Origin of the sequence: Haloferula chungangensis, from assembly GCF_042664875.1 — a bacterium.
GTDB lineage: Bacteria > Verrucomicrobiota > Verrucomicrobiia > Verrucomicrobiales > Akkermansiaceae > Haloferula > Haloferula chungangensis.
Genome location: NZ_JBHTBS010000013.1, coordinates 44074 through 66652, shown reverse-complemented (window position 1 = coordinate 66652; position 22579 = coordinate 44074). Strand labels below are relative to the sequence as shown.

At 58.4% G+C, this 22579-nt stretch carries 19 protein-coding genes; 6 read left to right on the top strand and 13 right to left on the bottom strand.

Annotation, left to right across the window (positions count from 1 at the left end; all coding sequences use genetic code 11):
- Positions 1–8 precede the first annotated feature (8 nt).
- Complete coding sequence (locus ACFQY0_RS18465; RefSeq protein WP_379715516.1) at positions 9–878, bottom strand: hypothetical protein; 870 nt, start codon at positions 876–878, stop codon at positions 9–11.
- A 107-nt stretch (positions 879–985) separates the two neighbouring features.
- Here ACFQY0_RS18465 and ACFQY0_RS18460 point away from each other — a divergent pair, with 107 nt between their 5' ends.
- Positions 986–2398 carry a sulfatase gene (locus ACFQY0_RS18460; RefSeq protein WP_379715513.1) on the top strand — a complete coding sequence of 471 codons (1413 nt, stop codon included), beginning with the start codon at positions 986–988 and terminating at the stop codon, positions 2396–2398.
- Here the strand turns inward: ACFQY0_RS18460 and ACFQY0_RS18455 are convergent.
- The 7 genes from ACFQY0_RS18455 to ACFQY0_RS18425 form a co-directional block, all read right to left on the bottom strand.
- The gene (locus ACFQY0_RS18455) at positions 2395–3282 is read right to left on the bottom strand and encodes a 3-keto-disaccharide hydrolase (protein WP_379715510.1); all 888 of its coding nucleotides are present in this window, start codon (positions 3280–3282) and stop codon (positions 2395–2397) included. The two genes, ACFQY0_RS18460 and ACFQY0_RS18455, sit on opposite strands and share 4 nt — an antisense overlap.
- 55 nt (positions 3283–3337) lie before the next feature.
- Entirely contained in the window at positions 3338–4429 is a 1092-nt protein-coding gene (locus ACFQY0_RS18450) for a mandelate racemase/muconate lactonizing enzyme family protein (RefSeq protein ID WP_379715507.1), read from the bottom strand.
- Entirely contained in the window at positions 4426–5898 is a 1473-nt protein-coding gene (aldA, locus tag ACFQY0_RS18445; RefSeq protein ID WP_379715504.1) for an aldehyde dehydrogenase, read from the bottom strand. The genes ACFQY0_RS18450 and aldA overlap by 4 nt, the downstream gene beginning before the upstream one ends.
- Positions 5899–5911: 13 nt before the next feature.
- A complete protein-coding gene (locus ACFQY0_RS18440) occupies positions 5912–6928 on the bottom strand; it encodes a zinc-dependent alcohol dehydrogenase (RefSeq protein WP_379715501.1) in 1017 nt (338 codons plus the stop codon).
- Positions 6925–7986 (bottom strand): aldose epimerase family protein, encoded by a 1062-nt coding sequence (locus ACFQY0_RS18435; protein WP_379715498.1) that lies wholly within the window; start codon positions 7984–7986, stop codon positions 6925–6927. Before ACFQY0_RS18435 ends, ACFQY0_RS18440 begins: the two co-directional genes overlap by 4 nt.
- Positions 7983–9038: an L-rhamnose/proton symporter RhaT gene (locus ACFQY0_RS18430; RefSeq protein WP_379715495.1), complete on the bottom strand. Its 1056-nt coding sequence runs from the start codon at positions 9036–9038 to the stop codon at positions 7983–7985. The genes ACFQY0_RS18435 and ACFQY0_RS18430 overlap by 4 nt, the downstream gene beginning before the upstream one ends.
- 83 nt (positions 9039–9121) lie before the next feature.
- Positions 9122–9703, bottom strand: coding sequence for a GntR family transcriptional regulator (locus ACFQY0_RS18425; protein ID WP_379715491.1), 582 nt, complete (start codon positions 9701–9703; stop codon positions 9122–9124).
- Between the two features lie 356 nt (positions 9704–10059).
- On the opposite strand from ACFQY0_RS18425, the gene ACFQY0_RS18420 reads away from it, so the two are divergent.
- Positions 10060–10917, top strand: a complete 858-nt coding sequence (locus tag ACFQY0_RS18420) for a hypothetical protein (RefSeq protein WP_379715488.1) — start codon at positions 10060–10062, stop codon at positions 10915–10917.
- A 25-nt stretch (positions 10918–10942) separates the two neighbouring features.
- On the opposite strand, the gene ACFQY0_RS18415 is transcribed toward ACFQY0_RS18420, so the two are convergent.
- Positions 10943–12022 (bottom strand): sugar phosphate isomerase/epimerase family protein, encoded by a 1080-nt coding sequence (locus ACFQY0_RS18415; RefSeq protein WP_379715485.1) that lies wholly within the window; start codon positions 12020–12022, stop codon positions 10943–10945.
- 110 nt (positions 12023–12132) lie between these two features.
- Here ACFQY0_RS18415 and ACFQY0_RS18410 point away from each other — a divergent pair, with 110 nt between their 5' ends.
- Complete coding sequence (locus tag ACFQY0_RS18410; protein ID WP_379715482.1) at positions 12133–13002, top strand: type II secretion system protein; 870 nt, start codon at positions 12133–12135, stop codon at positions 13000–13002.
- A gap of 93 nt (positions 13003–13095) precedes the next feature.
- On the opposite strand, the gene ACFQY0_RS18405 is transcribed toward ACFQY0_RS18410, so the two are convergent.
- Positions 13096–14052: a MerR family transcriptional regulator gene (locus tag ACFQY0_RS18405; protein ID WP_379715479.1), complete on the bottom strand. Its 957-nt coding sequence runs from the start codon at positions 14050–14052 to the stop codon at positions 13096–13098.
- A 188-nt stretch (positions 14053–14240) separates the two neighbouring features.
- Between ACFQY0_RS18405 and ACFQY0_RS18400 the strand changes: the two genes are divergently transcribed.
- Entirely contained in the window at positions 14241–15092 is an 852-nt protein-coding gene (locus tag ACFQY0_RS18400) for a sigma-70 family RNA polymerase sigma factor (protein ID WP_379715476.1), read from the top strand.
- 81 nt (positions 15093–15173) lie between these two features.
- On the opposite strand, the gene ACFQY0_RS18395 is transcribed toward ACFQY0_RS18400, so the two are convergent.
- Positions 15174–15440 (bottom strand): Precorrin-3B methylase, encoded by a 267-nt coding sequence (locus ACFQY0_RS18395; protein ID WP_379715473.1) that lies wholly within the window; start codon positions 15438–15440, stop codon positions 15174–15176.
- 73 nt (positions 15441–15513) lie between these two features.
- On the opposite strand from ACFQY0_RS18395, the gene ACFQY0_RS18390 reads away from it, so the two are divergent.
- Positions 15514–16848, top strand: coding sequence for a TAXI family TRAP transporter solute-binding subunit (locus tag ACFQY0_RS18390; RefSeq protein WP_379715470.1), 1335 nt, complete (start codon positions 15514–15516; stop codon positions 16846–16848).
- A 56-nt stretch (positions 16849–16904) separates the two neighbouring features.
- Here ACFQY0_RS18390 and ACFQY0_RS18385 read toward each other — a convergent pair whose 3' ends face one another.
- A complete protein-coding gene (locus tag ACFQY0_RS18385) occupies positions 16905–18299 on the bottom strand; it encodes an alkaline phosphatase (protein ID WP_379715467.1) in 1395 nt (464 codons plus the stop codon).
- 178 nt (positions 18300–18477) lie between these two features.
- On the opposite strand from ACFQY0_RS18385, the gene ACFQY0_RS18380 reads away from it, so the two are divergent.
- Entirely contained in the window at positions 18478–20847 is a 2370-nt protein-coding gene (locus ACFQY0_RS18380) for an alpha/beta hydrolase family protein (protein WP_379715464.1), read from the top strand.
- A gap of 7 nt (positions 20848–20854) precedes the next feature.
- Here ACFQY0_RS18380 and ACFQY0_RS18375 read toward each other — a convergent pair whose 3' ends face one another.
- Complete coding sequence (locus ACFQY0_RS18375; RefSeq protein WP_379715461.1) at positions 20855–22540, bottom strand: SulP family inorganic anion transporter; 1686 nt, start codon at positions 22538–22540, stop codon at positions 20855–20857.
- Between the last annotated feature and the right edge of the window lie 39 nt (positions 22541–22579).

The following is a 22579-nucleotide window of genomic DNA, read 5'->3' as shown; positions in this document are numbered from 1 at the left end:
AAGCTGAATCACTTCACCTCGACCGTGCGCTTCATCACGGTCGGGCCGCTCATCTTCATCGCACCGGCGGGTGTTTTCATCTCGATCTTCATCGTGCCGTCCATGTTGCGGACGAGGTCGACCTGATGCTTCAGGGAACGGATGATTTTGAAGGTGCCATTGAGGCTCATCGTTCCATCAGCCTCCGTTCCGCCGGGGGCTGATCCGCTCATTTCGATCTTTCCTGTTAGGAACGCGCATTCGGTGCCTTCGTGCTCTCCGACCTTGTCGAAGCTCATTTTAACGCTTCCATTCACGTCGTCCGCGGCATCCACCATCGCCATGTCCTTCGCGTCCACCGTCCAGGTATCGCCCGGCTTGCGAGGCTCGGTGCCGTAGATGTTCTTGTCTTCGATTCCAGAAACACTGCGCTCCACATTCGACAACTCCGCCTGCTCGGCTTCATTGAACTCCCCTCCATCTTCGCGCACGCCGCTCCACTCGCCGTCTTTCAGCGTCAAAACCAGCGGCATGCCCACCAGCGGAAGCATCTGTGGCGGTTGTGGCATCTCCTGACCGTTCATCGTCATCTTCTGCAAGGTCTCCGACCGGGTGACCTTCGCGATGATCTTCGATTCCGATTCGTTTTTCGTCTCAGTGACCTTCGTCGTCTTCATCTCCATGTTTCCCTCAAAATCCCCCTGAGGCGTTCCCATGCTGATCTTGCCGTTCTCCATCGACATCACATCCGAGATCGTGGTTTCCAGCCCGACGGGCCGTTCAGGATTCTCCGAAACCAGCACGTAGGATTTCCCGGCATTTGCTGGTGCCTCCGTTTCGGCATGACCCGGAAGGACGGCGCAAGCGAGCAGGATCGGCAGGAGTTTTTTCAAGTTCATGCTATTCCCTAACCCCGCTCTTTCCCTCAAGCAAGGAGCAAGCTTCGACGGCCGGCGCCCGATCAACACGAACTTGTAAGGAGGGATGGCTCCCTTAACGTAGCGGAGTGATCAAAACCATCACCACCGCCATCCTTTCGCTTCTTTTGCCCCTCTGTGGCCATGCCGCCGATGATTCCGCGAAAAAGAACGTCCTTCTCATCTGCATCGATGACCTGCGGCCCGAGCTCGGCTGTTACGGGAAGGACTACATCAAGTCACCGAACATCGATCGGCTCGCCTCGGAAGGTCGGCGCTTTAGCCGGCACTATGTCCAAGCCCCGAGCTGTGGACCCTCACGCTACTCACTGCTCACCGGACTCTACGGATCAGCTTCCCCCTCGAACGGCGAACTCTTTCAACGTGCGGAGAACTTGGAAAAGGCCGGCCCAAGCCTTCCGGCATGGCTCCGTGACCAAGGTTACAACACGGTCAGCATCGGCAAAGTCTCCCACCATCCCGGCGGCTGGGGCGGTCCTGACTGGGATGATACCAGCCAGCTCGAAATGCCCGGTTCGTGGACCGAGCAATTCATGCCCTGCGGACCATGGAAGCATCCGCGCGGCGCGATGCACGGTCTCGCCAATGGAGAAATCCGCGGGCCAGAGAAGCACAGCATGGCCGTCTTCCAAAGCCACGATGGCCCGGACGACGCCTATCCCGATGGCTTGATCACCGAAAAAGGCATCGCCGAACTCACGCGGCTCGCCTCTGACCCAAAACCCTTCTTCCTCGCGATCGGCCTGATCCGCCCTCACCTCCCCTTCGGCGCACCCGCCCGCTACATGGAGGGCTACAAGGACGCCAAACTTCCACCCATCCCTCACCCCGAGAAGCCGACGGGAAAAACCACCTGGGGACCCAGCGGTGAGTTCAAGCAGTACGATCATTTCGGCCACGATGCCTGGACCGACCCGGAGCATGCCCTCGCTGTTAGAAAGCACTACGCCGCTTGTGTGAGCTACGCCGACAGCATGGTCGGGCAGATCCTCGCGCAGTTGGAAACCCTCAAGATCGCCGACGACACCATCGTCGTCCTCTGGGGCGACCACGGCTGGCACCTCGGCGAACACGCCGTTTGGGGAAAGCACACGCTCTTTGAGGAATCCCTTCACTCCCCGCTCATCGTCCGCAGCCCTGGCATGAAGAAACCCGGTGAAGCGACCGATCAGATTGCCGAAACCGTCGACCTCTATCCGACGCTTTGCGAACTCGTCGAGATTCCCGTTCCCGAAAACCTTTCCGGACAATCACTCGTCGCCGCGCTCAACGGCGATGCCGCCAAAGAAGACTCCGCGCTTTCCCAATGGGGTGGCGCAAGGTCGCTGCGCACCGGGCAATACCGCCTCACGCTTCACAAGAACGGCTATGTCGAACTCTACGATCACGATTCCCCCGAGGGAGAAACGCGCAACATCGCGACAGAAGAAAAGGAACTCGTCGAGCAGCTCAAACTAGCGCTCGACGCCAAACTTCGTTAGTCAGCGATCTCGCGGATCCAGACGTTGCGGAAGCGCACGGGATTGCCGTGGTCCTGGAGTGAAAATGGCAGCTTGTCGGGGTGCGCCTTGTACTCCCCGGCGGAGTGAGGTCCATCCCAACCGGTGCCACCACTCAGCCTGACGTGATCTTGAACCAGCACGCCGTTGTGCAGGACGGTAAAGGTCGCACGCTTGGTTACATTTCCCTCCTTATCAAATTGGGGACGATGGAAAATGATATCATAACTCTGCCACTCACCCGGCTTGCGGCTCGCATTCACCAGCGGTTTGCTACGTCCGTAGAGTGCACTCGCCTGACCGTCGGCATAGGTGGGATTCTCGTAGCTATCCAACACCTGAACTTCATAAGTGCCCATTAGGAAAACACCGCTGTTGCCACGTCCCTGACCTTCCCCTTTTACATTTGCGGGAGCAGCCCATTCGAGGTGCAGCTGGCAGGAACCAAACTTTTGCTTCGTCCGGACGTAGCCAGCCTTCTTCACCGACTCCATCGCACCATCCACAATCTTCCACTGACTCGGAGTGCCATCGGTCGCCTCCCAATTCTCCGTGAATGACTTCTCGCTACCATCAAAAAGCACGATCGCATCGGACGGCGGCGCGCCGCATTTGTCCGGATCGCCCGGTGTCACCACAGGTGGGAGCGGCTGCTTCGTCACATCAGTCTCATGCACCTTGATGCCATCGATGTACATGTAAGGAACATCCTCACCCTTCTTGTTCTTTTTCGTCTCCTTGGTGATCACCGGCTTGCTCATGTCTTCGTGAGCCGATGCCAAGGGTGCTGCGACCAATCCCGCCGAGACGGCACCCAGCGACATCAGACGAAGCAAAGCCGAGTGATTACGATCAGTTGTTTTCATGACATGCACGCTATCTCCAAGCGTTCAGAAGAGTCAACGACCACCTCGTCAAATATCAGGTCACCAAGTACGGCGCCAGCTTTCCCCAATCGAACTCAACCCCAATTCCGGGCTGGTCCGAGGCGACGGCACGACCATTCTCGAGAACCAAAGGACGTTTCGTATAGCGATCGATCGGGAAGCTATGGATTTCCAACCAGCCCCCGTGCTCTTGGGACGAAACCAGGCCGACATGAAGTTCCTGCATGCCGTGGGCACAGACCGGGATGTTCCGTTTTTTGGCAAGCTCCGCGACCTTCAACCATCCGGTTATCCCACCGCAATTCGAGGCATCGGGCTGGACGTATGAAAGCTTCGACTGCTCGAAGGCATATCCGAATTCGTGGATCGTATGAAGGTTCTCGCCCATCGCGATCGCCACGCCGCTCTCGTCAGCGATTCTCGCATAGCCTGCATAGTCATCAGGAAGCGTGGGCTCTTCGAACCACAGAAGATTGAACTCATTGAATGCCTTGGCCGCCGTGATCGCTCTCTCCACATTCATTGAGTAGTTCGCATCGACCATGAAGGGCGCATCCGGGCCAATCACCTCGCGCACTGCACGGACCCGCTCAATGTCTTCTTCCAGATGAGTGCGGCCGACTTTGATCTTCACCGCCTTGACTCCCGTGGCGAGGTAGCCACGGACGTTATCAAGGAGCTTGTCGAGAGGATACATCAAGTCGATGCCGCCATGGTACGCCTTGCAGGTCCTGCCGCTTCCACCCGCCACCTTCCAGAGAGGGTCTCCGGCATTCTTGCAGCGAATGTCCCAGAGTGCGATATCGACTGCGGACATGGCGAATGAGGCGATGCCTCCCCGACCGACGTAGTGGATATGCCATTCGAGGAAATCAGCGATGCCTGCAATGTCGGTCCCATCCCTGCCGATGAGCGCCGGTGCCATGTCATGATCGATCATCGCACGGATTGCGCGCCCCCCCTTGCCCCCGGTATAGGTGTAGCCGGTCCCCATGCTTCCGTCTTCAAGCGTCACCGTTACCGTCACCAACTCGAAGTTGAAGTGGTCGCCATGCTTGGCGTCCGACATCACTTCTGGAAGGGGAACTTCGAAAAGCTTGGTTTCGATCTTACAGATTTCGCTCATGAAAAGTTCACGTAGAAGGTCTTTTTCTCCAGGTAGTTATCCATGCCGTATTTGCCATCTTCGCCACCGGTCCCACTCAACTTGTGGCCATTGTGGAAACCCTGGCGCTGCTCACCCATTGGCCGGTTGACGTAGATTTCGCCAAACTCGAGATCGAGCACCGCCCGCTGAATCAGGCGCATGTCATGGGTGAAGAGGAAAGCCGCGAGGCCGTAGTCGCTGTCGTTCGCTAGTTCGAGCGCCTGCTCAAAGCTCGAAATTTTCATGATCGGACTGACCACTCCAAACACCTCATCCCGCATCACCTCCATCCCGTTGTGGCACTCGGTGAGAATGGTTGGCTCATACCAGTGGCCTTTCTCAAATTCGGCGCCTTGCGGACGCTTGCCGCCGGTGATCACCTTTGCTCCCTGAGCGACCGCCTTGTCGACGATCTTTGCAAGTTGCTCGGTCTCGTAGGCGTTGACCTTCGGCCCGATGTCGGTGCCTTCCTTCATCGGGTCACCGATCACCAACTTCGATACCGCGGCGGTATATTTCTCGAGGAATTCATCATAGACCTTCTCGTGAATGTAGAAGCGCTCAGGGCAGGTGCAGACCTGACCGCTATTGAGGTGACGGGAAACCGTTGCCGCTTCCACCGCCTTATCGACGTCGCCATCCTCAAGGAGAATGAACGGAGCCTTGCCACCCAGCTCAAGCCTCACGGCTGTTAAATTGTCGGCCGCTTTGCGGAAAATGTCCTGACCCGTGGCGGTGCTACCCGTCATGGTCACCAGTCGGGTAAGTTTGTTCGTCACCAGCTCCTCACCCATCGTCGAACCGCCACCGGTCACGATGTTCAACACGCCATCGGGGATGCCGGCTTCCTTGGCCAGACGACCGAGCTCAAGCACAGCCACCGGCGTGACCGAAGGTGGCTTGACCACCATCACGTTGCCAGTTGTTAGAGCCGGACCGATCTTGCGGCAGGAAAGCGCGAAGGGGAAATTCCAGGCGGCGATGCCCACCGTCACCCCATAGGGAACCTTGTGGATCCAGATGTGCTCGGAAGGGCTATCAGACGGAAGCAAGTCGCCTTCGATGCGCCGTGCGGCCTGAGCCGGGAAATTGATGAAGTCGGCGGCCACATCCACCTCACCCAGTGCGAGTGAGAGCGTCTTGCCCATTTCCAAAGTGAGGATGCGGGCCAAAGCCACGCGGTTCTCGCGGATTTTATCGGCGAAACGGGCGAGGATTTCCCCACGCTGCACCGCAGGCATGGCAGCCCATGGCTTCTGCACCGAAGCAGCACTCTCCAACGCCTTCCGGGCATCCTCCTGATTGCCGTTCGGCACCGTGTAGAGCAGTTCCTCGTTCGTCGGATTCTCAACTTCGATCGTTGTTCCTGATGACGACTCCACCCACTCGCCGTGAATGAACATGCGATAGTGGTCGAGGCCGTCACGGCTTTCCTTCATCATGGACATGGTTTGTAATATTTTAGTTTGAGCATTGGAGGACGTACTTCATGCCCTCGGGGTTGGCGTCGATGGTGGCGAAGACCTCCTGGATTTTTTCAAGTGGCGACACCTGGGTAATCAGCGGCTCAGACGGCACGCGGCCACTGGCCAGTAATTCGATGGCTTCATCATAATCACAAGGTTCATAGAGACGCGTTCCGATCAGTTGGAGTTCGCGCCAGAAGAACTTGAAGAGGTCGACCGGACGCGGTTGCGGGTGAATGGCGACCATCACGATGCGGCCGCGAGCGCGTGGGATCTGGGTCATCGCTTCAACCCCTTTCGCGGCGCCGGAAACCTCGAAGACCACATCCGCCATCGTCCCACCGCTCCATTCCGTGACGAATTCCGCGAGGTCGTTCTCGATCGGATTCACCGCATCGAGCCCGAGTTCCTTGGCAAAGGCGACGCGGTTATTATTCACTTCGGACACCAGCACCTTCGCGCCTTTATCCTTCGCCACCAACGCGATCAGCATGCCGATCGGACCACTGCCGATCACCACTACATGCTCACCGGCCTTCACCTGGCCGAGACGCACATCGTGGCACGCCACTGCCGTCGGTTCGACGAGTGCGCCGTTGAGCAGCGACATCCCTTCGGGAAGTTTGTGGAGGGTGTAAGCCGGAACCGTCCACGACTCCTGCATGCCGCCGGGAGAATCGAGACCGATGAACTTGAGGTTCTTGCCAACGTGGGCGTGATCGTTATCCGAAGGATCTTCATCGCCGAAACGCAGCGGACGAACCGCCACCGCATCGCCGACCGCGACATTCGTAACGCCTTCGCCAATCTCAGTAACCGTCGCGGAAACTTCATGACCGATGGTCACCGGTGGCTTGACCCGCGCATCCATGCTGCCGTGATAGACGTGCAGATCCGTGCCGCAAACGCCGCAGAATGCGACCTTCAGCCGGACCTCACCGGGACCGGGCTTCACCACTTCGCTCTCACCGATGGAGAACGCCTTATTGCCTTCGTAAACTGCGGATTTCATGCAAGTTGAGCTTTGGTGCCAAAGCGGAAAACGGTTCTCTCACTGTACTTCGCGCCTGCTTCGAGAACGCTGTTCGGCGCACCCGCGATGTTCGGACCGTTCGGATACTTCGAGGTCTCACAACAGAACCCCCTGAACTGCCCGAAGCGCACGTCGTCGCTGCGCTTGAGCTCATCCGAAGTGTAGAAGCCGGTGTAGAACAGCATGCCGGGTTCGCTGCTGGAAATCTCCAGGGTTCTGCCACTCACGGGATCCGCGAACGAGGCGACCTTTTCAAAAGCACCGAGCGATTTACTAAAGACGTAGTAGGTCTCGAAACCCTTCGGCTCTTCCGCGAAGGCATCACCGATCGGGCGCGACTGATTGTAGTCCCACACCGATCCAGCCACCTGCTTCTCGTCGCCGACCGGCACGTTCGTTTCGTCAGGCACGAGAAACTTGTCGGCAGCAATGCTCGCCTGATGGTTGAGCACCTTGTCCTGGAAGCCGCTGAGGTTGAAGTAGGTGTGGTTCGTCAGCGAAAGCGGTGTCGCCTTGTCCGTCACGGCCGCGTAGTCGATCGCAAGCTCGTTGTCGTTGGTCAGCGTGTAGGTCACGTCGACCGTGAGATTTCCCGGATAGCCGTTGTCGCCATCAGGACTGGTGATTGAAAGCTTGAGGCTCACGCCATCGCCAGCCTCCGACGTTTCCGCCGACCAAACGCGCTTGTCGAGCGCGTTGATGCCGCCGTGCAGGTGGTTTGGTCCATCGTTGGTGTCGACGCTGTATTCCTGACCATCGACCGTGAACTTGCCGTCCTTCACGCGCGCCGCGTAGCGACCGACGATGCAACCAAAGTAGGGAGAGTTGGCCTTGTAGGCATCGCTGAAATACTCATCGAGCGTCTCGAATCCACAGGCGACGTCGGCGAGTTTGCCATCCTTATCAGGCACGACGATCGAGGTAACGATGCCACCGTAGTTGGTGATCTTTACCACCATGCCGTGGTCGTTTTCCAGCGTGAACAAGTCGACGCCAGAGCCTTCAAATTGGCCAAAGGGAGTTTTCGAGATTTTCATGGCTGAATGAGCTGAGTTGTTTCGGCTGGCTCGGGAGTCGATGCCGCCATCTTGTTGCTGTAGGAAATGATCAGGATTCCGGCCACCATGCAGGCGAGCCCAGCGTAGAGGAGATTTCTGGCCTTCGCCGAAGCTCCCTTCCACTCACCAACGACAAGCCCGCTGACAATCGCTGTCACCACACAGGCCGTATTGAAGATCGCGTAGCCGACGGTGTTTCCGACACTTCCCAGCTTGAAGGCCGCGTAGGCAAAAACGGCGGAGGCGGCGTAATGAAAGAACGCCATGATGAAAATCAGCACGAAGTTCTTGCCGAAACTGGGTGTCTTGAAAGAGCCCCAAGCCTTTTTTGAAGTGAGCTGCCAGGCGAAGTAGCCAGCCATGATCACCCCACCACTGAGGAAAATCGGAAGCATCACAGCAAGAGCTGTCACCCACTCAGGGTTACCTTGAGCAATGGAGGCAGCATGAAGCGGTGGACGACCAACCGCATTGGCGAAGCTGAATCCTGTGGCCAGCAGCCCGCCTGCCACAGCAATCATGATCCCGGCAGCCATCGACTTCTTGCCATCTTCCGCTTCTCCGGCCTTGTCCTTCTCACGGGTCATGCCCGCCTTGCCGTTTGCAACAATTCCGATCAGCACCAGTGAGAGTCCGGCAACGATCGCCGTGAACACATTGCTCGGCGGGAGACCATCAACAAAGAAAGGAAGCAACGAGCCAACCAGGATGACCGTGCCGATGAAGATCGAAAATCCGAGGGACATCCCTATGTGGTGGATCGCCTTGCCCCACATCATGACCCCGATTCCCCACAAAACACTCGTCGCAACCATCTTGGGAAGAACCACTCGAACGTCCTCAGTGGCGTAGATTTCTCCGGCACCTTTCATGATCACGAGAGTCGCGATAATCGGCACGACAAACATCGTTAACATGAAGAAAAGCCCCCAAGTGTTCTCCTCCTTGAAGTCTTTGGTGAATTTCCCGGGAAGAGCGTAGAGCCCGAGCATGAGTCCGGCGACAAGCGCCCAGATGATTCCGATGGTCATGGTATTATGGGTTTAATTGACGGATGTATGCAATTTACTGTCAGAAAGAAACCCCTCTTTCGAGGGGTTTGAAAATGAGGTCGTCAGCTGACGTTGTTAGCGAGTAGCTCGGAGGCCAATGGCAGGTCTTTCGCGAGGATCGCGTTGAAGATCGCTTCGTGTTCGCGATAGCTCTCCATCCAGTCCTTGTGGCGGGCGTAGTTGAGCATCATGCGCGAAACGATTGGCAGCCACAGAGAGAGCAATTCCTGTTCGCCACTCGCTGCAAGAATGAAGCGGTGGAAGGCCATGTCGCACTGCACCACGGCACTCTGTTTTCCGCTCTCGCAAGCGAGGCGGAACTCTTCGAGTACTTCGCGGAAGGGCTCGAAGTTCACATCACCGTGTCGCTCGAAGAGTTTCCCCAGAGCCACGGCTTCGATATCGCGACGAATGCGGATGATCAGCGGTTGGAGCGTCTTGTCAGGCAGGGCCGCGACTTTCACCCCGCAATTCGGCTTGGCGACGAGCAGACCTTCGTTGGAAAGCTGCAAAAGAGCATCGCGAACCGGCGCCCGGCTCACTCCATATCGCTCCGCCAAAGCCTGTTCACGCAAACTCGTCCCCGCGGAGAGTTCCTGAGAAAGAACCTCAGAACGAATCCGCTCGGTGATCTGTTCGCGCATTGTTCGGTAGACTAACATCTCGTTTCTGCTATGAAGGTTCACGCACCCGAGGACTCGCAGCGCAGATTGAATATCGTATGCAAAAGACGATGGCGTCAACGAGAAAAAATCGGAGCCGTTCGGGCAGCGGATGCCATGAGCCACGATCCGCCCACTCTAACCACTTTGCGGCGAGCTTGTAGCCTGGGAGTCATTCGTTTTCAGGTTTTATCGCCGAGCTCCGAGCTCCTGCTGTTTCTCGCTTGAGAAGGCAATCGAACCAGGCCCTGACATCACCGAGGAAGCGCGAGAGCAACCGGCTTTCCCCTTCAGCGATGGTGCTTGCGGCCGCCTCATCTGCAGGTTGTGATCAGAGCATGAGCACGCCCCTCTTTCTTTCGTCATTTTTCGCCGGCATTGTTTGCGCGGCCAGTCTTCCCGCATTGGCCAGCGAATCCGTTCTTCTGAAAGAACCGGATCCTAAACTGGGCTTGGAAATCTCTTCCAGCACCGCCGCGGAAGGAGGAGTCGCAGAAACTTCCAGCTCCGCAGGTCACACCACCCAGTCCATCAGCATTACCCGTGAGCGCCTGATTCGTCGGACCATGAGGCCTGATGGGATTGGCGGAGTGGTTTCTTACCACATCCTTCGAGATGCGATCCACACATCGATCAATGGCACCTCAACTTCCAAAACGGGCGACCTTGAAGGCAAGACGGCCACGGCGGGCAAAAATGGGGCCGGCAACTGGTCCTTCTCTCTTCCGGAAGCCAGTGTCTATGGCGAAGCCGCCAAAGATCTCGAAATGCTCGGCGCCTTCGAGAACCGCAAATGGCTCCCCGGCCGCAAGGTCGCCATCGGCGAAACCTGGAATTTCAACCCCACCTTCATTCGCCGCGCCCTGCAACGCGACGTCCCGAATCCCCAGGTCATCGGCATCATGAAGCTTCGCAAGGTCGACAAAGCTCCTGATGGAAGCGATCAAGCGATCATCGACTGCTTCATCCGCGGCGGAGGTGAGAAGACCATGTCCGACGGCTCCGTAGCGGATGCCGAAACCGGCCTGGCAGGCACTCTAACCGTCAACCTCGACCAACCCGGCCGGATGCGCCTCTACCTCAGCGGTCGACTCAACACCGGCACGGTCAAGGGCGGCGAAACCGCGCGCGCGATCGTCCCCCTGAACATGTCGGTGAAAATCAACCCGCTCCCCTTGGCGCCCCCCACCCCCTGACAGATTGCAGCAAGACCAGACTGGATCAGGCCTTCCGCCCCAGTCCGATTGATTTGCAGTAGGCGATGCTGCGCTCGATTTCGCTGAGTTGGTACTCCTGGTCCGACTTCTTCTTGTCCTGACCTGGACGGGGTTTCGCAGGTTGCTGGGGTTTCCCGGTCTTCGCCCAACTACGAAGCTTCTCGTAGCTCGCCGGCAGGCCCTTCGGCCACGCTTTCATGAACTCCGGAGTGTCGACCTGGAATTCGCGGCTGACTCCCGAGATCGTTTCAATGTTCACGGCGACCTCGGGACAAAGCTCCGCGAAGCGTGCAAAGTAGGTCTTCCAATCAACCATCCCCTCACCCATCGCCGTCCATTGCACGGCGATTCCTTTCTCGGTTTCCCAGACCGCTGAATCCCGAAGACTTGTGGTCAGCACGTATTCGCCAAGGTTTTCGAGATTCTCAAGGGGCGTCTCCAGCGACCAAAGGGCGTTGCCGGCATCGAGATTCACACCGACGAAGTCCCTTCCCGCCGCCTCCACCAGGGATTTGAGTTCGAGGGAATGCATGTCGCCCGCATGGTTCTCGACTGCGATCTTCACTCCGGCATCGACGGCCTGCTGCTTGTTGCGCCGGAGCACTTTGACGGTGTCCTCGATCCTCGCTTCGATACCACCGTCTGTTAGACGGTCCCTGGCCGATCCGAGCACAACTCGCAGCACTGGCGAGCCCAGGGATTTCGCCGCGCGGATTCCGAGCTGAAGATGCTCATCCGCCGTTCCCCAGCGATTTTTAAAGGTCACCGAACTCGGACAAATGCTCCAGGTTCCCAACAGAAGACGCAGCTGCTTTTCCTCAGCAAGACGCCTTACCGTTGCCAATGCATCGGCTTCGAGGCTCTCAAAAACGTCCAAGTCCGTGATGAACAAGGTATCCACTTCCAGTTTTTCAGCGAAGCCCACCAAGGCTGCAGGGCCCCAGTCCATCGCTCGAATCGCATAGTGGTCGAAGCCGAGCGCAAGACCTGCGCCTGCCCCGCCACCGCTCTCCGCAGCCGTCGCTCTCGCAGCAAGCGCGCCCGCACCAATCGTCAGAAATTTTCTCCGCCCTAAGTTAATCATTGGCCATCAATGCCAACCGAATCCGCCTCACAGGACCAGCCTCAAGTTCAGGTCCAGAACTGACTAAGATTTTTGTTGCAGACCCGATCAAAAATTTTATTGTCGACAATATGCACGAAAAACAAACCCACCGTCGAAGCGGCTTCACCCTTGTGGAGCTCATGGTTGTGATCGTGATCATCACGATCCTCGCATCCCTCGCCTTCATGGGCGGGAGAAGGATTCTCAACAAGGGTCGGGAAGCCGCCGCCATCAACAACCTGCGCCAGGTATCCCAAGGCCTGTTCGCGATTCAGGCGGACGGGGGAATTCTCGGGCCTCACAAACTCCGTGGATCCTTTCCCGGAGAAGGCGGCTATTCAAAGCCCGGTGGGGTTCACTACTCCTGGTTCTCCGAGGTCGCCGAAAGCATGGGCTACGGTCACTACACCACCAACACCTGGGGCGCCAAATGGGTATGGACCACCGACCCCAACGAAACCGCCTTCCACGATCCGACGGCTGATTGGGAATTGGGTACTAATGGCGATACCACCAGCCGTGGTGAGGACAGCTTCTGGCAAACATCGCATTTCGCCTACAACATCATGCTCGGCGCCTTCGTCAATCCATGGGGGACGAGCTACTCGAAGGGCGGCGGCGGCTACGACAACGACAAGCAGCACCTCATGTCACAAGTTCGCTTTCCTGCCGATCTGATCTATCTGTCCCAAGCCTACGGAAGCAAGCAGCGCTCGGCCAAAGAAAAGTCGATCGCAAAAGACATCGGCTTCAGCGCCAACAACAATGGCTCACTGCTGGTAACCCCTTGGAAAGATTCGGACGGCACACCTGCCATTCGTGTTCGTGGAGGCGCCAACGCCGTGATGTCCGATGGCAGCGTCCGCTGGATCAACACCAAGAAGCTCTACGAAGGAAACTGGGACTCCCCTCATTTCAATCCCCTCTCGAAGAAGCCCCGTAAGGACATCTATCAATAACAGTCCTCGATCTCGATTTTCCCGAAGCCATCCAGCAACCCACTGGATGGCTTTTTTTGATACCCGCTTCGGGATGCCGTTCCTTCCGTCATCTTAATCCAGCTTGAGACCTTCCGAGTGGATCAGATGCCGCAGAGCCTCCTCCATGGTTCGCCTCACCTGGGCTGTGGTCCGATGGAGAAACGCATGCATCAGAGCGTCCTCTGCATTTCTGTCCTCGCACTCCGCGCTATATTTTTCAAAAGCAGAGAGCGCCTTGAGCAGCTCAGCCATGTGCTGCGGGCACTCGCACTCGATCGTCGATGAAATTCTCGAAAGCCGCGCCAGTTGATCGGCTTCGTACAAGCGTTCCGGGATCGGCCCCGCCTGCCTGACGGCCGGATTTGCCTCTCCACCGCGCAGCGAATTCAGGAGCACCAGGCACTCTCTTCTCAACTGAATGTCCGTCAGGGGTGCCTTCACCAAACGCACCCCCACAATCGCCTTCGCCAAGGCCGTCACGGTCTTCGATGAAGCAAATCGATAGACCACCAAGCTGAGCTTCGCATCACATGCCTGCACGACATTTCGCAGGGAGGAAATCGTCTCCGGAAAGAGCGCCTCCGCTTCGACGATTAAAAGATCCAGCTTCGGAAACTCCGGATCCTTCGCCGCCATTTCCAGACTTTCAGCCTTACCTACCACGTCGGCCTCGAAGAGATCCATGTCATCAAGCATCTCGGCAGGTCCTGCGCTCACGATTCCCACCTTGCGTCGGGGCTGCCCCCCACCATCACCTCCTCCGGGAATCTCGCTACCAAGCGACTCATTCAAAAGCGTCTGCAAAGACTCAAGCCCCAGATGCGCGATCCTGCTGATCGCATGCCCTCGATCCGTAAGCTTTTTCATCAAGCTCAGACGCTCCACATCTTCACTTCGATAAACCCGACGATTTGTCTCCGTCCGCTCCGGCACCACCGCTCCGTAGCGCTTTTCCCACATCCGGATACTCGGGGCCTTCAGCCCCGTCCGCTCCGCTACAGCCCTCATTCCATAGAGTCCCTCATTCATGCTCTCCTTACTCACAGGACCAATCTACCGACAACTCATATTTTCTAAACAAAAAATAAACAGCACCACCATTTACTTCGCTTTGTCGACATTCTGTCTCCTTTCTTCTTTCATTGCGGCGAATTCTCGGCAGTTCTTGTTTAAGCGCAGCGGATCCCCCCGGAAACCTCTCGACCCCACGCAATACCATGGCAAGCAACCACCACTCCGACCCCACCCTCGCCCTCTACATCAGGGAGATCGCCAAAACACCCCTTCTCACACGCGAAGAAGAAGCCGAACTCGCCTCGCGTGTCATGGCCGGTGACAAGGAGGCCCGCGACCACATGATCAAGGCCAACCTCCGCCTCGTGGTGAAGATCGCCAAGGACTATTCCGGCTACGGACTTTCCCTTTCCGATCTCATTTCGGAAGGAAACATCGGACTGATGACCGCCGTCGATCGCTACGACCCTGACAAGGGTGCCAAGCTCAGCAGCTATGCTTCCTGGTGGATCAAACAATCCGTCAAACGCGCCCTCGCGAACCAAGGCAAGACCATCCGCCTCCCGATTCACACGGTCGAGAAGATCGCCCGTGTCCGGCGCATCACCGCCCTCATGACCGAAGCCCTCGGGCGCGAGCCAACCAACGAAGAGCTCTCCGAAGAGACCGGCATCCCGATCAAGAAGCTCTCGATGATCCGCCAGGCGTCCCAGCGCCCGACCTCTCTCGATGCGCCGCTCAACGAGGGAAAACAGACAATGTTCGGCGACCTCATCGGCGACGAGTCCGCACTCGATCCTCTTGAAGCCCTAACAAACAGCAACCTTCACGAACAACTCGACGAACTTCTGGGGCTTCTCGACGAGCGCGAGACCAGAATCATCAACTCGCGTTTCGGCCTCCATGGAAGGAAGCCGATGAATCTCGAAGAGGTGGGTCGGGACTTCGGCGTCACCCGCGAACGCATCCGTCAGATCCAGAACAAGGCACTCGAAAAGATGCGCCAAGCCCTTCATCGCAAGGATCATCCTCTACCGAAAGCGACAAAGGCATGAGCTCCGAAAGGGTCAGACCTCGTTCCCGTGAGCCTCATTGTTAGAGAAGCCGTTTCGGACGGCTTACCGGCGTGATCAAGCTCAAGAGTTCGCGCCATTCCCCTTCCGTCCCTCACCGAAGTACTTCTCGCTGCGATAGCGCAGCCACACCCTCAACACTTGGGGGACCTGCTGGCGTTCGTCAGGCTCCAGAGTTTCATAGAGCGCCATCGCCCGCTCGCGCTCACGCCGACACGCCGCATTTTCATGCGCATTCCATTTCGTGCGGGCCAATCGGATCAAGCGGTTTACTTCCTTGATCCTGTTTCCTCCGACAAGCAGCCGCTTCTTGTGTTTCTTCGTCGCCACGATTTCGAGTGCTTGGGAATATGACCCCAATTTCGTAATTTCAAATGCCCAATTTCCCCCCTTGGATCATGGCATGACCTCTCCGAAGCCCTATGCCGCGCTGACGATCACATTCGCAGCCCTACTGCTGGGTCTCATGGTCTTCGCTCTCATCAAATCGAGCCGCCGAACCGAGCTTAAGCTCTCCGCCGGTCAATCCGGCGGAATCTACAACCCGATCGCCACCTCCATCGCCCAACTCATTGAGCAGGCGGATTCCGACATCAGAATCGAGGTTCTCGAAAGCGATGGCAGCGCCGAGAATGCCACGCGACTCTCCCAGGGAACCGCCGATCTTGCCTTGCTTCAGAATGACAGCCCTGGCGACGACTCGATCCGCTCCCTCGTTCCCCTCCGCACCGGAGCCCTTCACTTTCTCGCGCGGAAGGATGCGAGGATATCCAGCCTCGGCGAGCTTGAGGGAAGAAAGGTCGGCGTTGGTCTCGCCACCAGCGGCAGCCACCGACTCGTCACCGAACTGCTCCACCACTTCGAGGTGGATCTCGACAAGGTCGAGCTGCGCCCCCTAACGATCCAGGCTGCCAGCAAGCAGCTTCGCGAGGGGGAAATCGATGCCCTGCTGATGGTCATCGGTTTTAAGACTGATGTCATTGATCAAGTCATCGCCAGCGGTGAGGTCGAGTTCGTTCCGATCGGCCGGCATGCCGGACCAGGCAGTGTCATCGAAGGCTTCCGGCTCACCAATCCATTCGTCGAACCCTGGCTCATCCCCCGATATTGCTACGCGATGCCTCACGGAAATCTCCCTGGCGTCCCCGATGAAGCCATCCCCACCCTCGCCGTTCGCACGGTGCTTGTCGCACGCCAAGACGTGCCCAACCCCGTCGCCCGGCAGATCACCAAGCTTGTCATCGAGAACCGCAATCGCCTGACCCGCATGCATCGCGACCTCCCCCTGATGGAAGACAAACTCGATCACTCCAAATTTCAGTTCCCGCTTCATCCTGGTGCCACCCAGTATTACAACCGCAACGAGCCCGGCTTTCTGCTCCGCTACGCCGAAGTCATCGGCCTGCTCGCCTCGTTTCTTTTCACCTCATACGGTCTGATCCGCACCGGTAGGCGCTGGTTGCTGCAGCGCCAAAAAGACCGCATCGACGCCTACTATTCCGAGCTCAACCGTCTTCTCGACCACATGCTCAAGCCGATGACGCTCGATCAGGTGCGCGGGGTCGAAGTTCAGCTTCATCGGATCCGTTCGACCGCGCTCGACCTTCTTTCCAGAGAACGACTGCTCCCCGACGAGTCCTTCCGGATCTTTCAAACCCTCCTCGCCGAGGCCAGCGCCCAAGCTCGGGCCAAGCGTCAGGAAGCCAAACCGCAACCCGCCGGACCTCAGAGCGATTGAAACCGCTCGAGGACCTAACAGGCGATGCTGTTCAGAACTTGCGCTGAGACCGCGAATCAGACCCCAAGCGTTTCCAGCAGCTTGTCGCGGACCTGATCGTTGCGGACCAGACCAGAAAAGGCTGCGCTGCCCGGGCCGAAAGAGCTGATCACGGTGGGGTCAGCGGTGTGACTGACTCCGGTCCAGCCGGTCCCGGTGTGGTTGCCGGAAATCTGGCCTAGCAGCCCCGGTGGATTCGATAACTGATGCGACCATTCGGCAAACTCGCGACCGGCAAGGGTGTCGAGCAAGGCCGAGGCCTCCTCCTTCTCAGGAGTGAAGCCGAGGCTCTTCTCGATCAATGCGACGAGATCCGAAGTGTCACCCGGCTTGGATTTCCAGCTGGCAAGAATCGCCTCATGGGAGGCGCGCGCTCTGGCAATGCGCTCGAAGTGCTCGTTGGTTCGGCGGTAGGCCGCCCCGGTTCCGTTGAGTGCCGGGTTGGCATTGCCGTGATCCGAGGTGATCACCACCAGAATCTCCGGATGCGCAGCCGTCATCGCGATGACTTCTGCCAGCGCGTCGTCAAAAGCGAGTTGATCGTGAAGCAAGGCCCCGATGTCATTGGCGTGCGCCGCATGGTCGATCCGCGCCCCTTCGACCTGCAGCAGGAACGGCTTGTCGGAGGCGAGGAAGCGGTCGAGCGCCGCGCGGGTCATCTCAGCCAGGGTCGGAACCTTTTTCGCGAGCTTCGGGTCAGCGGCACGGTCGATGGAGTACGGCAAATGGTCGGAAGCGAATGTCCCGAGGAGTTTCGGCGAGTTCGAGGCCAGCAATTCGTCGCGGTGGCGCAGCACCTCATAGCCGGCTTTCCGGTATTCGGCGAAAAGGTCACGTCGATCGCCGCGCTTGGCCGCATCGAAGAACTTGGATCCCCCGCCGAGCACCAGTTCGGCGCGATCGAGGTACTGGGGGGCAATGTGATCCTCATCGTTGCGATCCACCGAATTGGCGGCAAAGCCCGCAGGGGTGGCGTGGGTCACTTTCGAGGTCGTCACCAGACCAAGACGCACATTCTGCGTCCGAAGGGTCGCGCCGATCGACTCCAGCTCGCGACCTTTGTCGGAAATGTTTACCTGCGAATTCGGGATTCGCTGTCCAGAACTCCACGCCGAAGAGGCGGCGGCGGAGTCGGTCACCAGCGAGTCCGACGACGCGGTGTCCATCAAGCCATGGACCGTGGCGGGGCCGCTCAGCAGTTGCCACCAAGCGGTCGGGCGTTTGCGGAGTTGTTGGGAGAACGCCTCACTCATCGGCAGAACCCCCGAGCTCATGCCATCGGAGACCATGAAGATAATTCCTCGGGCTCGCACAGGGGAGGATGCCCCGACGCTGGCGGCGCTGACAGGCAGCATCGAGGCGAGCGAGCCCGCGAGGCCCGTTTGGAAAAGTCGGCGACGTGAAAGATTCATCGGATGCAGATTGAGGTGCCGATTCTTCGGATCAACCTTTTTCAAACGTCGCAATAGTCACAATCGCAAGGTTTTCCCCAAAAGGAAACTGGCCCTGATCTCATTCGTTCGGAACTTGGACATTGATGCCGTTCGACGAGGAAATCAGGATCCGGCTTCTATCAGAATGGTTACGAGCATGGAAAATCTTCGTGATGTCCGCAGGGCATGGTTCTCAGCGATTGTCGTCGGCTTGACGCTGATAAGCAATGAGTCGGCAGCCGCCACCGGCTTCCAACTTCCGAGCGAGGAGGTCGTCGAGCTTCTCACCACCCCTGAGCCACCGGAAGTTCTGATTCATCGGGCATCGGCTTCCGTAGCGCTGCTCACCGAAGAAAAAGTGCTTTCGTGGAAACGTCTATCGATGCCGCGGCTCGGATTGGCAGGCTTTCGTTTCGAGCCAGTGAGTGGTGTTTCCGGAATCGATGAGCTGGTGAAGCAGATCGAGATCGTGAGGACCGACCGCCCCCCGGATCAGCCGCCACATCGCTGGCAGGCACCGGAAGGTCTGGCCTGGTCGTCAGTGCAGTTTTCTCCTGACGGCCGCTATTTGTCCGCGCTTCAGGTGACCTTGGATCAGCCGGCGCAGTTGGTGCTGATTGATACCATGAACGATCGCCTAACAGCGCTTCCCGCACCCGTCCATGCCGCCTGGGGCAATCCGCTTCAATGGGTGGATGACGAACGCATGCTGTGCCGGGTCTTGCGCCGGGATCGAGGAGCGGTCCCCGCGCCGGTTCCCGGGCCGATAGCGCTCGAGCACGAAGGGCCGCCCTTGCCCACCCGCACCTATCCGAACCGCCTCACCGATGAGAATTCTGTTAGAATGTTCGACTACTACTTCTCCTCGGAATTCGCCTTCATATCGGTGGATGGCACGATCGACTACCTCGGCGTGGAAGCCGGACTTTTCGGCAGTTTCAAGGCCTCGCCCGACGGACGCTATCTCATGCTCAGCCGCCTCGAGACGCCTTATTCAAAACTGGTGAGAGCCTCGGGGTTCTCACGCTGCGTCGAAGTCTGGGATTTGGAAAATCAACAGCGTCTCTATCGATCCGATACGGTCGGGTCGGGTCAAGAGGAAGAAGGCGGGGAATCGACGATTGATCCCGAAAGCCTCGTCTGGGCGCCGACCGAGCCGGTCATGGCAGGCTTCATTCGCCAACGTAAAAACGAGCAAGAGGAAACGCTGCATGAATGGCAGGTCGTGAAGGCACCTTTTTCAAAAGGCAGCGAAAACGTCGACACGCTCGCCACCAGCAAGCACTCGATCAAGGAGTTCGGCTGGACCAGCGCTGGCACTCCGTGGTTCATTGCCGGGACGGGAAAACGCGGCGAGGTTGCCATCTTCGTGATTCCGGACGGTAAAACAAAGCAGATCTGGAAGGGGCTGCGCGGCAGTGCGGACGACGCCAAAGCGATCCGGGTCAACGGCCGCCAAGGCGCCGTGCTGGAGTCCGAAGGCGAAATTTTTCTCACCAGCGATGGCCTTGGCGGAAAGGAACCCCGCTCAAGCCTGACCGCCATCGATCTGGACAGCGGCGAGACGCGCTCATTGTTTCGCTCGAAACGCGGCGTCTACGATCCGGTGCTGGCCGTGCTCGATGACCAGGGCGAAGTCCTGCTGACCCGACAGGAAAGCGCCTCGCTGCCGCCGACATTGTTGAGAGTCGAGAAGGGAGAGAACGCCGTCTTGTATCGCAAACCCGAGCCCTATCCGCAGCTGAGCAAGTTGAGGCGCGAACGGATCGAATACACCCGCAAGGACGGCATGCCGCTCTCGGCGCTGCTGTATCTTCCCGAAGACGCAGACGAGAAGAAGCCCCTGCCAACGCTGATCTGGATCTATCCTCGTGAATTCCAAGGCACGGCACTCGTCGACCTGCTCGATGTGAGGCATTTCCAGCATCACCGCATCAAGGGCGTATCACCTGTGGCGGCGGTTCTGGCCGGTTACGCGGTCATTCAGTATCCCTCGATCCCGGTGGTGCATGAGGGCGAGGAAAGCGAGGACTACCTGCCCGAGCTACTCGCAAGCAGCGATGCATTGTTAGACTATCTGGTGGAAAACGGGATCAGCGATTCGGATCGGATTGCCGTCGGTGGACATAGCTTCGGCGCCTTCTCTTCAGCGAACCTGCTCGTCCATTCCGACCGCTACGCCACTGCGGTGGCCATGTCCGGTGCCTACAACCGCACGCTGACGCCGTTCGGATTCCAGCACGAGAAGCGCACCTTCTGGCAGGCACGGGAATACTATGCCGACATCTCCCCGTTCTTTCACGCGGACGAATTCGACAAGCCGATCTTGCTCATCCATGGCGGCGCGGATCCGAACCCTGGCACCCCCACCATGCAGACCCGGCGTTTCTTCCATGCGCTGGTAGGCGAAGGCGTGACCTGCCGATACGTCGAACTTCCGAATGAAGAGCACAATTACAAAGGGCGGGACACCGTGCTACACGCCGCATCAGAGTTGATCGAATGGCTCGACACCTATCTGAAATAACGGCCGCTCATTCCTTCTCGGGCTGTTGGCGGTAGGCCGCCACTGCAGCGGCCAGTTGCTCGTAGTGCTTGCTCTCTGGCGCCACTTTGCCGCTGACCGCCGACATGGTTTCACGCAGCGGCAGGTGGGCTTTGGCTACGACCACTTCGATCCCCCGAGCCCGCAAGCGCTCCAGGAAATCATGGAGTTGCTCGGCCGCGGTGATGTCGACACTCGGAATCGCGCGGGCATCGACGATCAACTGCTTCACCGGGTTCTTCTCCTGACGGATGAACTTTTCCACCCGCTCGATGAAGAAGCGGACGTTGGCAAAAATCAACGGGCCGTAGAAACGGTACACCACGAGCCCGGGGATCGTCTTGGCCGCCGAATCATCGCCGACATCGTGCAGCGTTTCCGAACCCTCAACGCAGCCTAACAGGGCATCATTCGGTCGCACGATATTGGCCAGAACTCCGAGCAAGGACAGCAGCACCCCGAGGAGTATGCCGGGCAGAACCCCCACCCCAAGCACTCCGATCGTGGTGACCGCCGCCACGATCATGCTGAAACGGTGCAGCTTCCAGAGCCGCTTGTAGACGCGCATGTCGATCAGGGTTATGCCGGTGAACACGAGGATCGAAGCGATCGCCACCGAGGGAACCTTCGCAATCCATGGCGCTGCCAGAAACACGAAACCCGCCGACATGCCTGCAGCCAGAAAGTTAACCATCTGCGTGCGTCCACCCGTCGCATCATTCAGCAGGGTGCGGGTCTGGCTTGAGCCGATCGGAAAGCTGAACACCAATCCCGCCGCCGCATTGGACGCCCCGAAGGCAATGAGTTCGCGATCCGCATCGATCTCGTAGCCATTCCTTCGCGCCACCGAACGACCCAGCACGACGCCTTCGGAAAAGACCAGCAGGGCAATTCCGAGCGCGCCAGTGAACAGCGGAGTCATATCCGCCAGCGCCAAGTCCGGACGCACTGCCTTCGGCACCCGCAGATCGACGGTTCCGATCACCGCCAGACCTTGAGCGGAGAAGTCGCAGAATTGTCCCGCGATCATCGCCAGCAGGAACACTGCCACCGCACCGGGAACGCGACGGATGCCCCACTTGCAGATCGCCAGCACCACGATGCAGACGAGGCCGACGCCGAGTGTTAGACGATCGGTCTCTCCGATCCGGCCCGCCCATTCCCAGAAGCGCAGCAAGGTGTTGTCCTTTTCAAGATTGATCCCGCAGAACTTTCCCAACTGACTCCCCACGATCACCGCCGCCGCCCCATTCATGAATCCGAGCATCGCCGGGCTCGAAAGGAAGTCCGCCGCGATCCCCAGGCGCAGCTTCGCCATCAGAAACAACACGCCGGCGGTGAGAAATGAGAGCACCGTGGCAAGTGTCACCGCCTTGCCTGGATCGCCTGCCGCGAGTGGTCCGATGGCCGCGCCGACCAACAGCGCAATCGCCGCATCGGGCCCCACATTGACGTGCCGTGAGCTCGTGAACAGGGCGTAGACCACCATCCCGACCACCGCCGCGTAGAGCCCGGCGGCGGGCGCGCACTTTGCCAGATCTGCGTAGGCGAAGGCCGAGGGAAGCAGCACCAGCGAGACAACCAAACTCGCCAACAGGTCGTGCCGGAAATTCGCACGATCGTAGTTGAAGATCACTGCTGCGCCCGGCAGCCATTTGGCGACTTTTCCCTTCACCACCCTGAATCCAGTCCTTTCATAAAATGCTCAAGTAAG

Bases quoted from the DNA above. Each gene is read 5' to 3' on its own strand.
- ACFQY0_RS18465 (WP_379715516.1), bottom strand. From the start codon at position 878: ATGAACTTGAAAAAACTCCTGCCGATCCTGCTCGCTTGCGCCGTCCTT.
- ACFQY0_RS18455 (WP_379715510.1), bottom strand. From the start codon at position 3,282: ATGAAAACAACTGATCGTAATCACTCGGCTTTGCTTCGTCTGATGTCG.
- ACFQY0_RS18450 (WP_379715507.1), bottom strand. From the start codon at position 4,429: ATGAGCGAAATCTGTAAGATCGAAACCAAGCTTTTCGAAGTTCCCCTT.
- aldA (WP_379715504.1), bottom strand. From the start codon at position 5,898: ATGTCCATGATGAAGGAAAGCCGTGACGGCCTCGACCACTATCGCATG.
- ACFQY0_RS18440 (WP_379715501.1), bottom strand. From the start codon at position 6,928: ATGAAATCCGCAGTTTACGAAGGCAATAAGGCGTTCTCCATCGGTGAG.
- ACFQY0_RS18435 (WP_379715498.1), bottom strand. From the start codon at position 7,986: ATGAAAATCTCGAAAACTCCCTTTGGCCAATTTGAAGGCTCTGGCGTC.
- ACFQY0_RS18430 (WP_379715495.1), bottom strand. From the start codon at position 9,038: ATGACCATCGGAATCATCTGGGCGCTTGTCGCCGGACTCATGCTCGGG.
- ACFQY0_RS18425 (WP_379715491.1), bottom strand. From the start codon at position 9,703: ATGCGCGAACAGATCACCGAGCGGATTCGTTCTGAGGTTCTTTCTCAG.
- ACFQY0_RS18420 (WP_379715488.1), top strand. From the start codon at position 10,060: ATGAGCACGCCCCTCTTTCTTTCGTCATTTTTCGCCGGCATTGTTTGC.
- ACFQY0_RS18415 (WP_379715485.1), bottom strand. From the start codon at position 12,022: ATGATTAACTTAGGGCGGAGAAAATTTCTGACGATTGGTGCGGGCGCG.
- ACFQY0_RS18410 (WP_379715482.1), top strand. From the start codon at position 12,133: ATGCACGAAAAACAAACCCACCGTCGAAGCGGCTTCACCCTTGTGGAG.
- ACFQY0_RS18405 (WP_379715479.1), bottom strand. From the start codon at position 14,052: ATGAATGAGGGACTCTATGGAATGAGGGCTGTAGCGGAGCGGACGGGG.
- ACFQY0_RS18400 (WP_379715476.1), top strand. From the start codon at position 14,241: ATGGCAAGCAACCACCACTCCGACCCCACCCTCGCCCTCTACATCAGG.
- ACFQY0_RS18390 (WP_379715470.1), top strand. From the start codon at position 15,514: ATGACCTCTCCGAAGCCCTATGCCGCGCTGACGATCACATTCGCAGCC.
- ACFQY0_RS18385 (WP_379715467.1), bottom strand. From the start codon at position 18,299: ATGAATCTTTCACGTCGCCGACTTTTCCAAACGGGCCTCGCGGGCTCG.
- ACFQY0_RS18380 (WP_379715464.1), top strand. From the start codon at position 18,478: ATGGAAAATCTTCGTGATGTCCGCAGGGCATGGTTCTCAGCGATTGTC.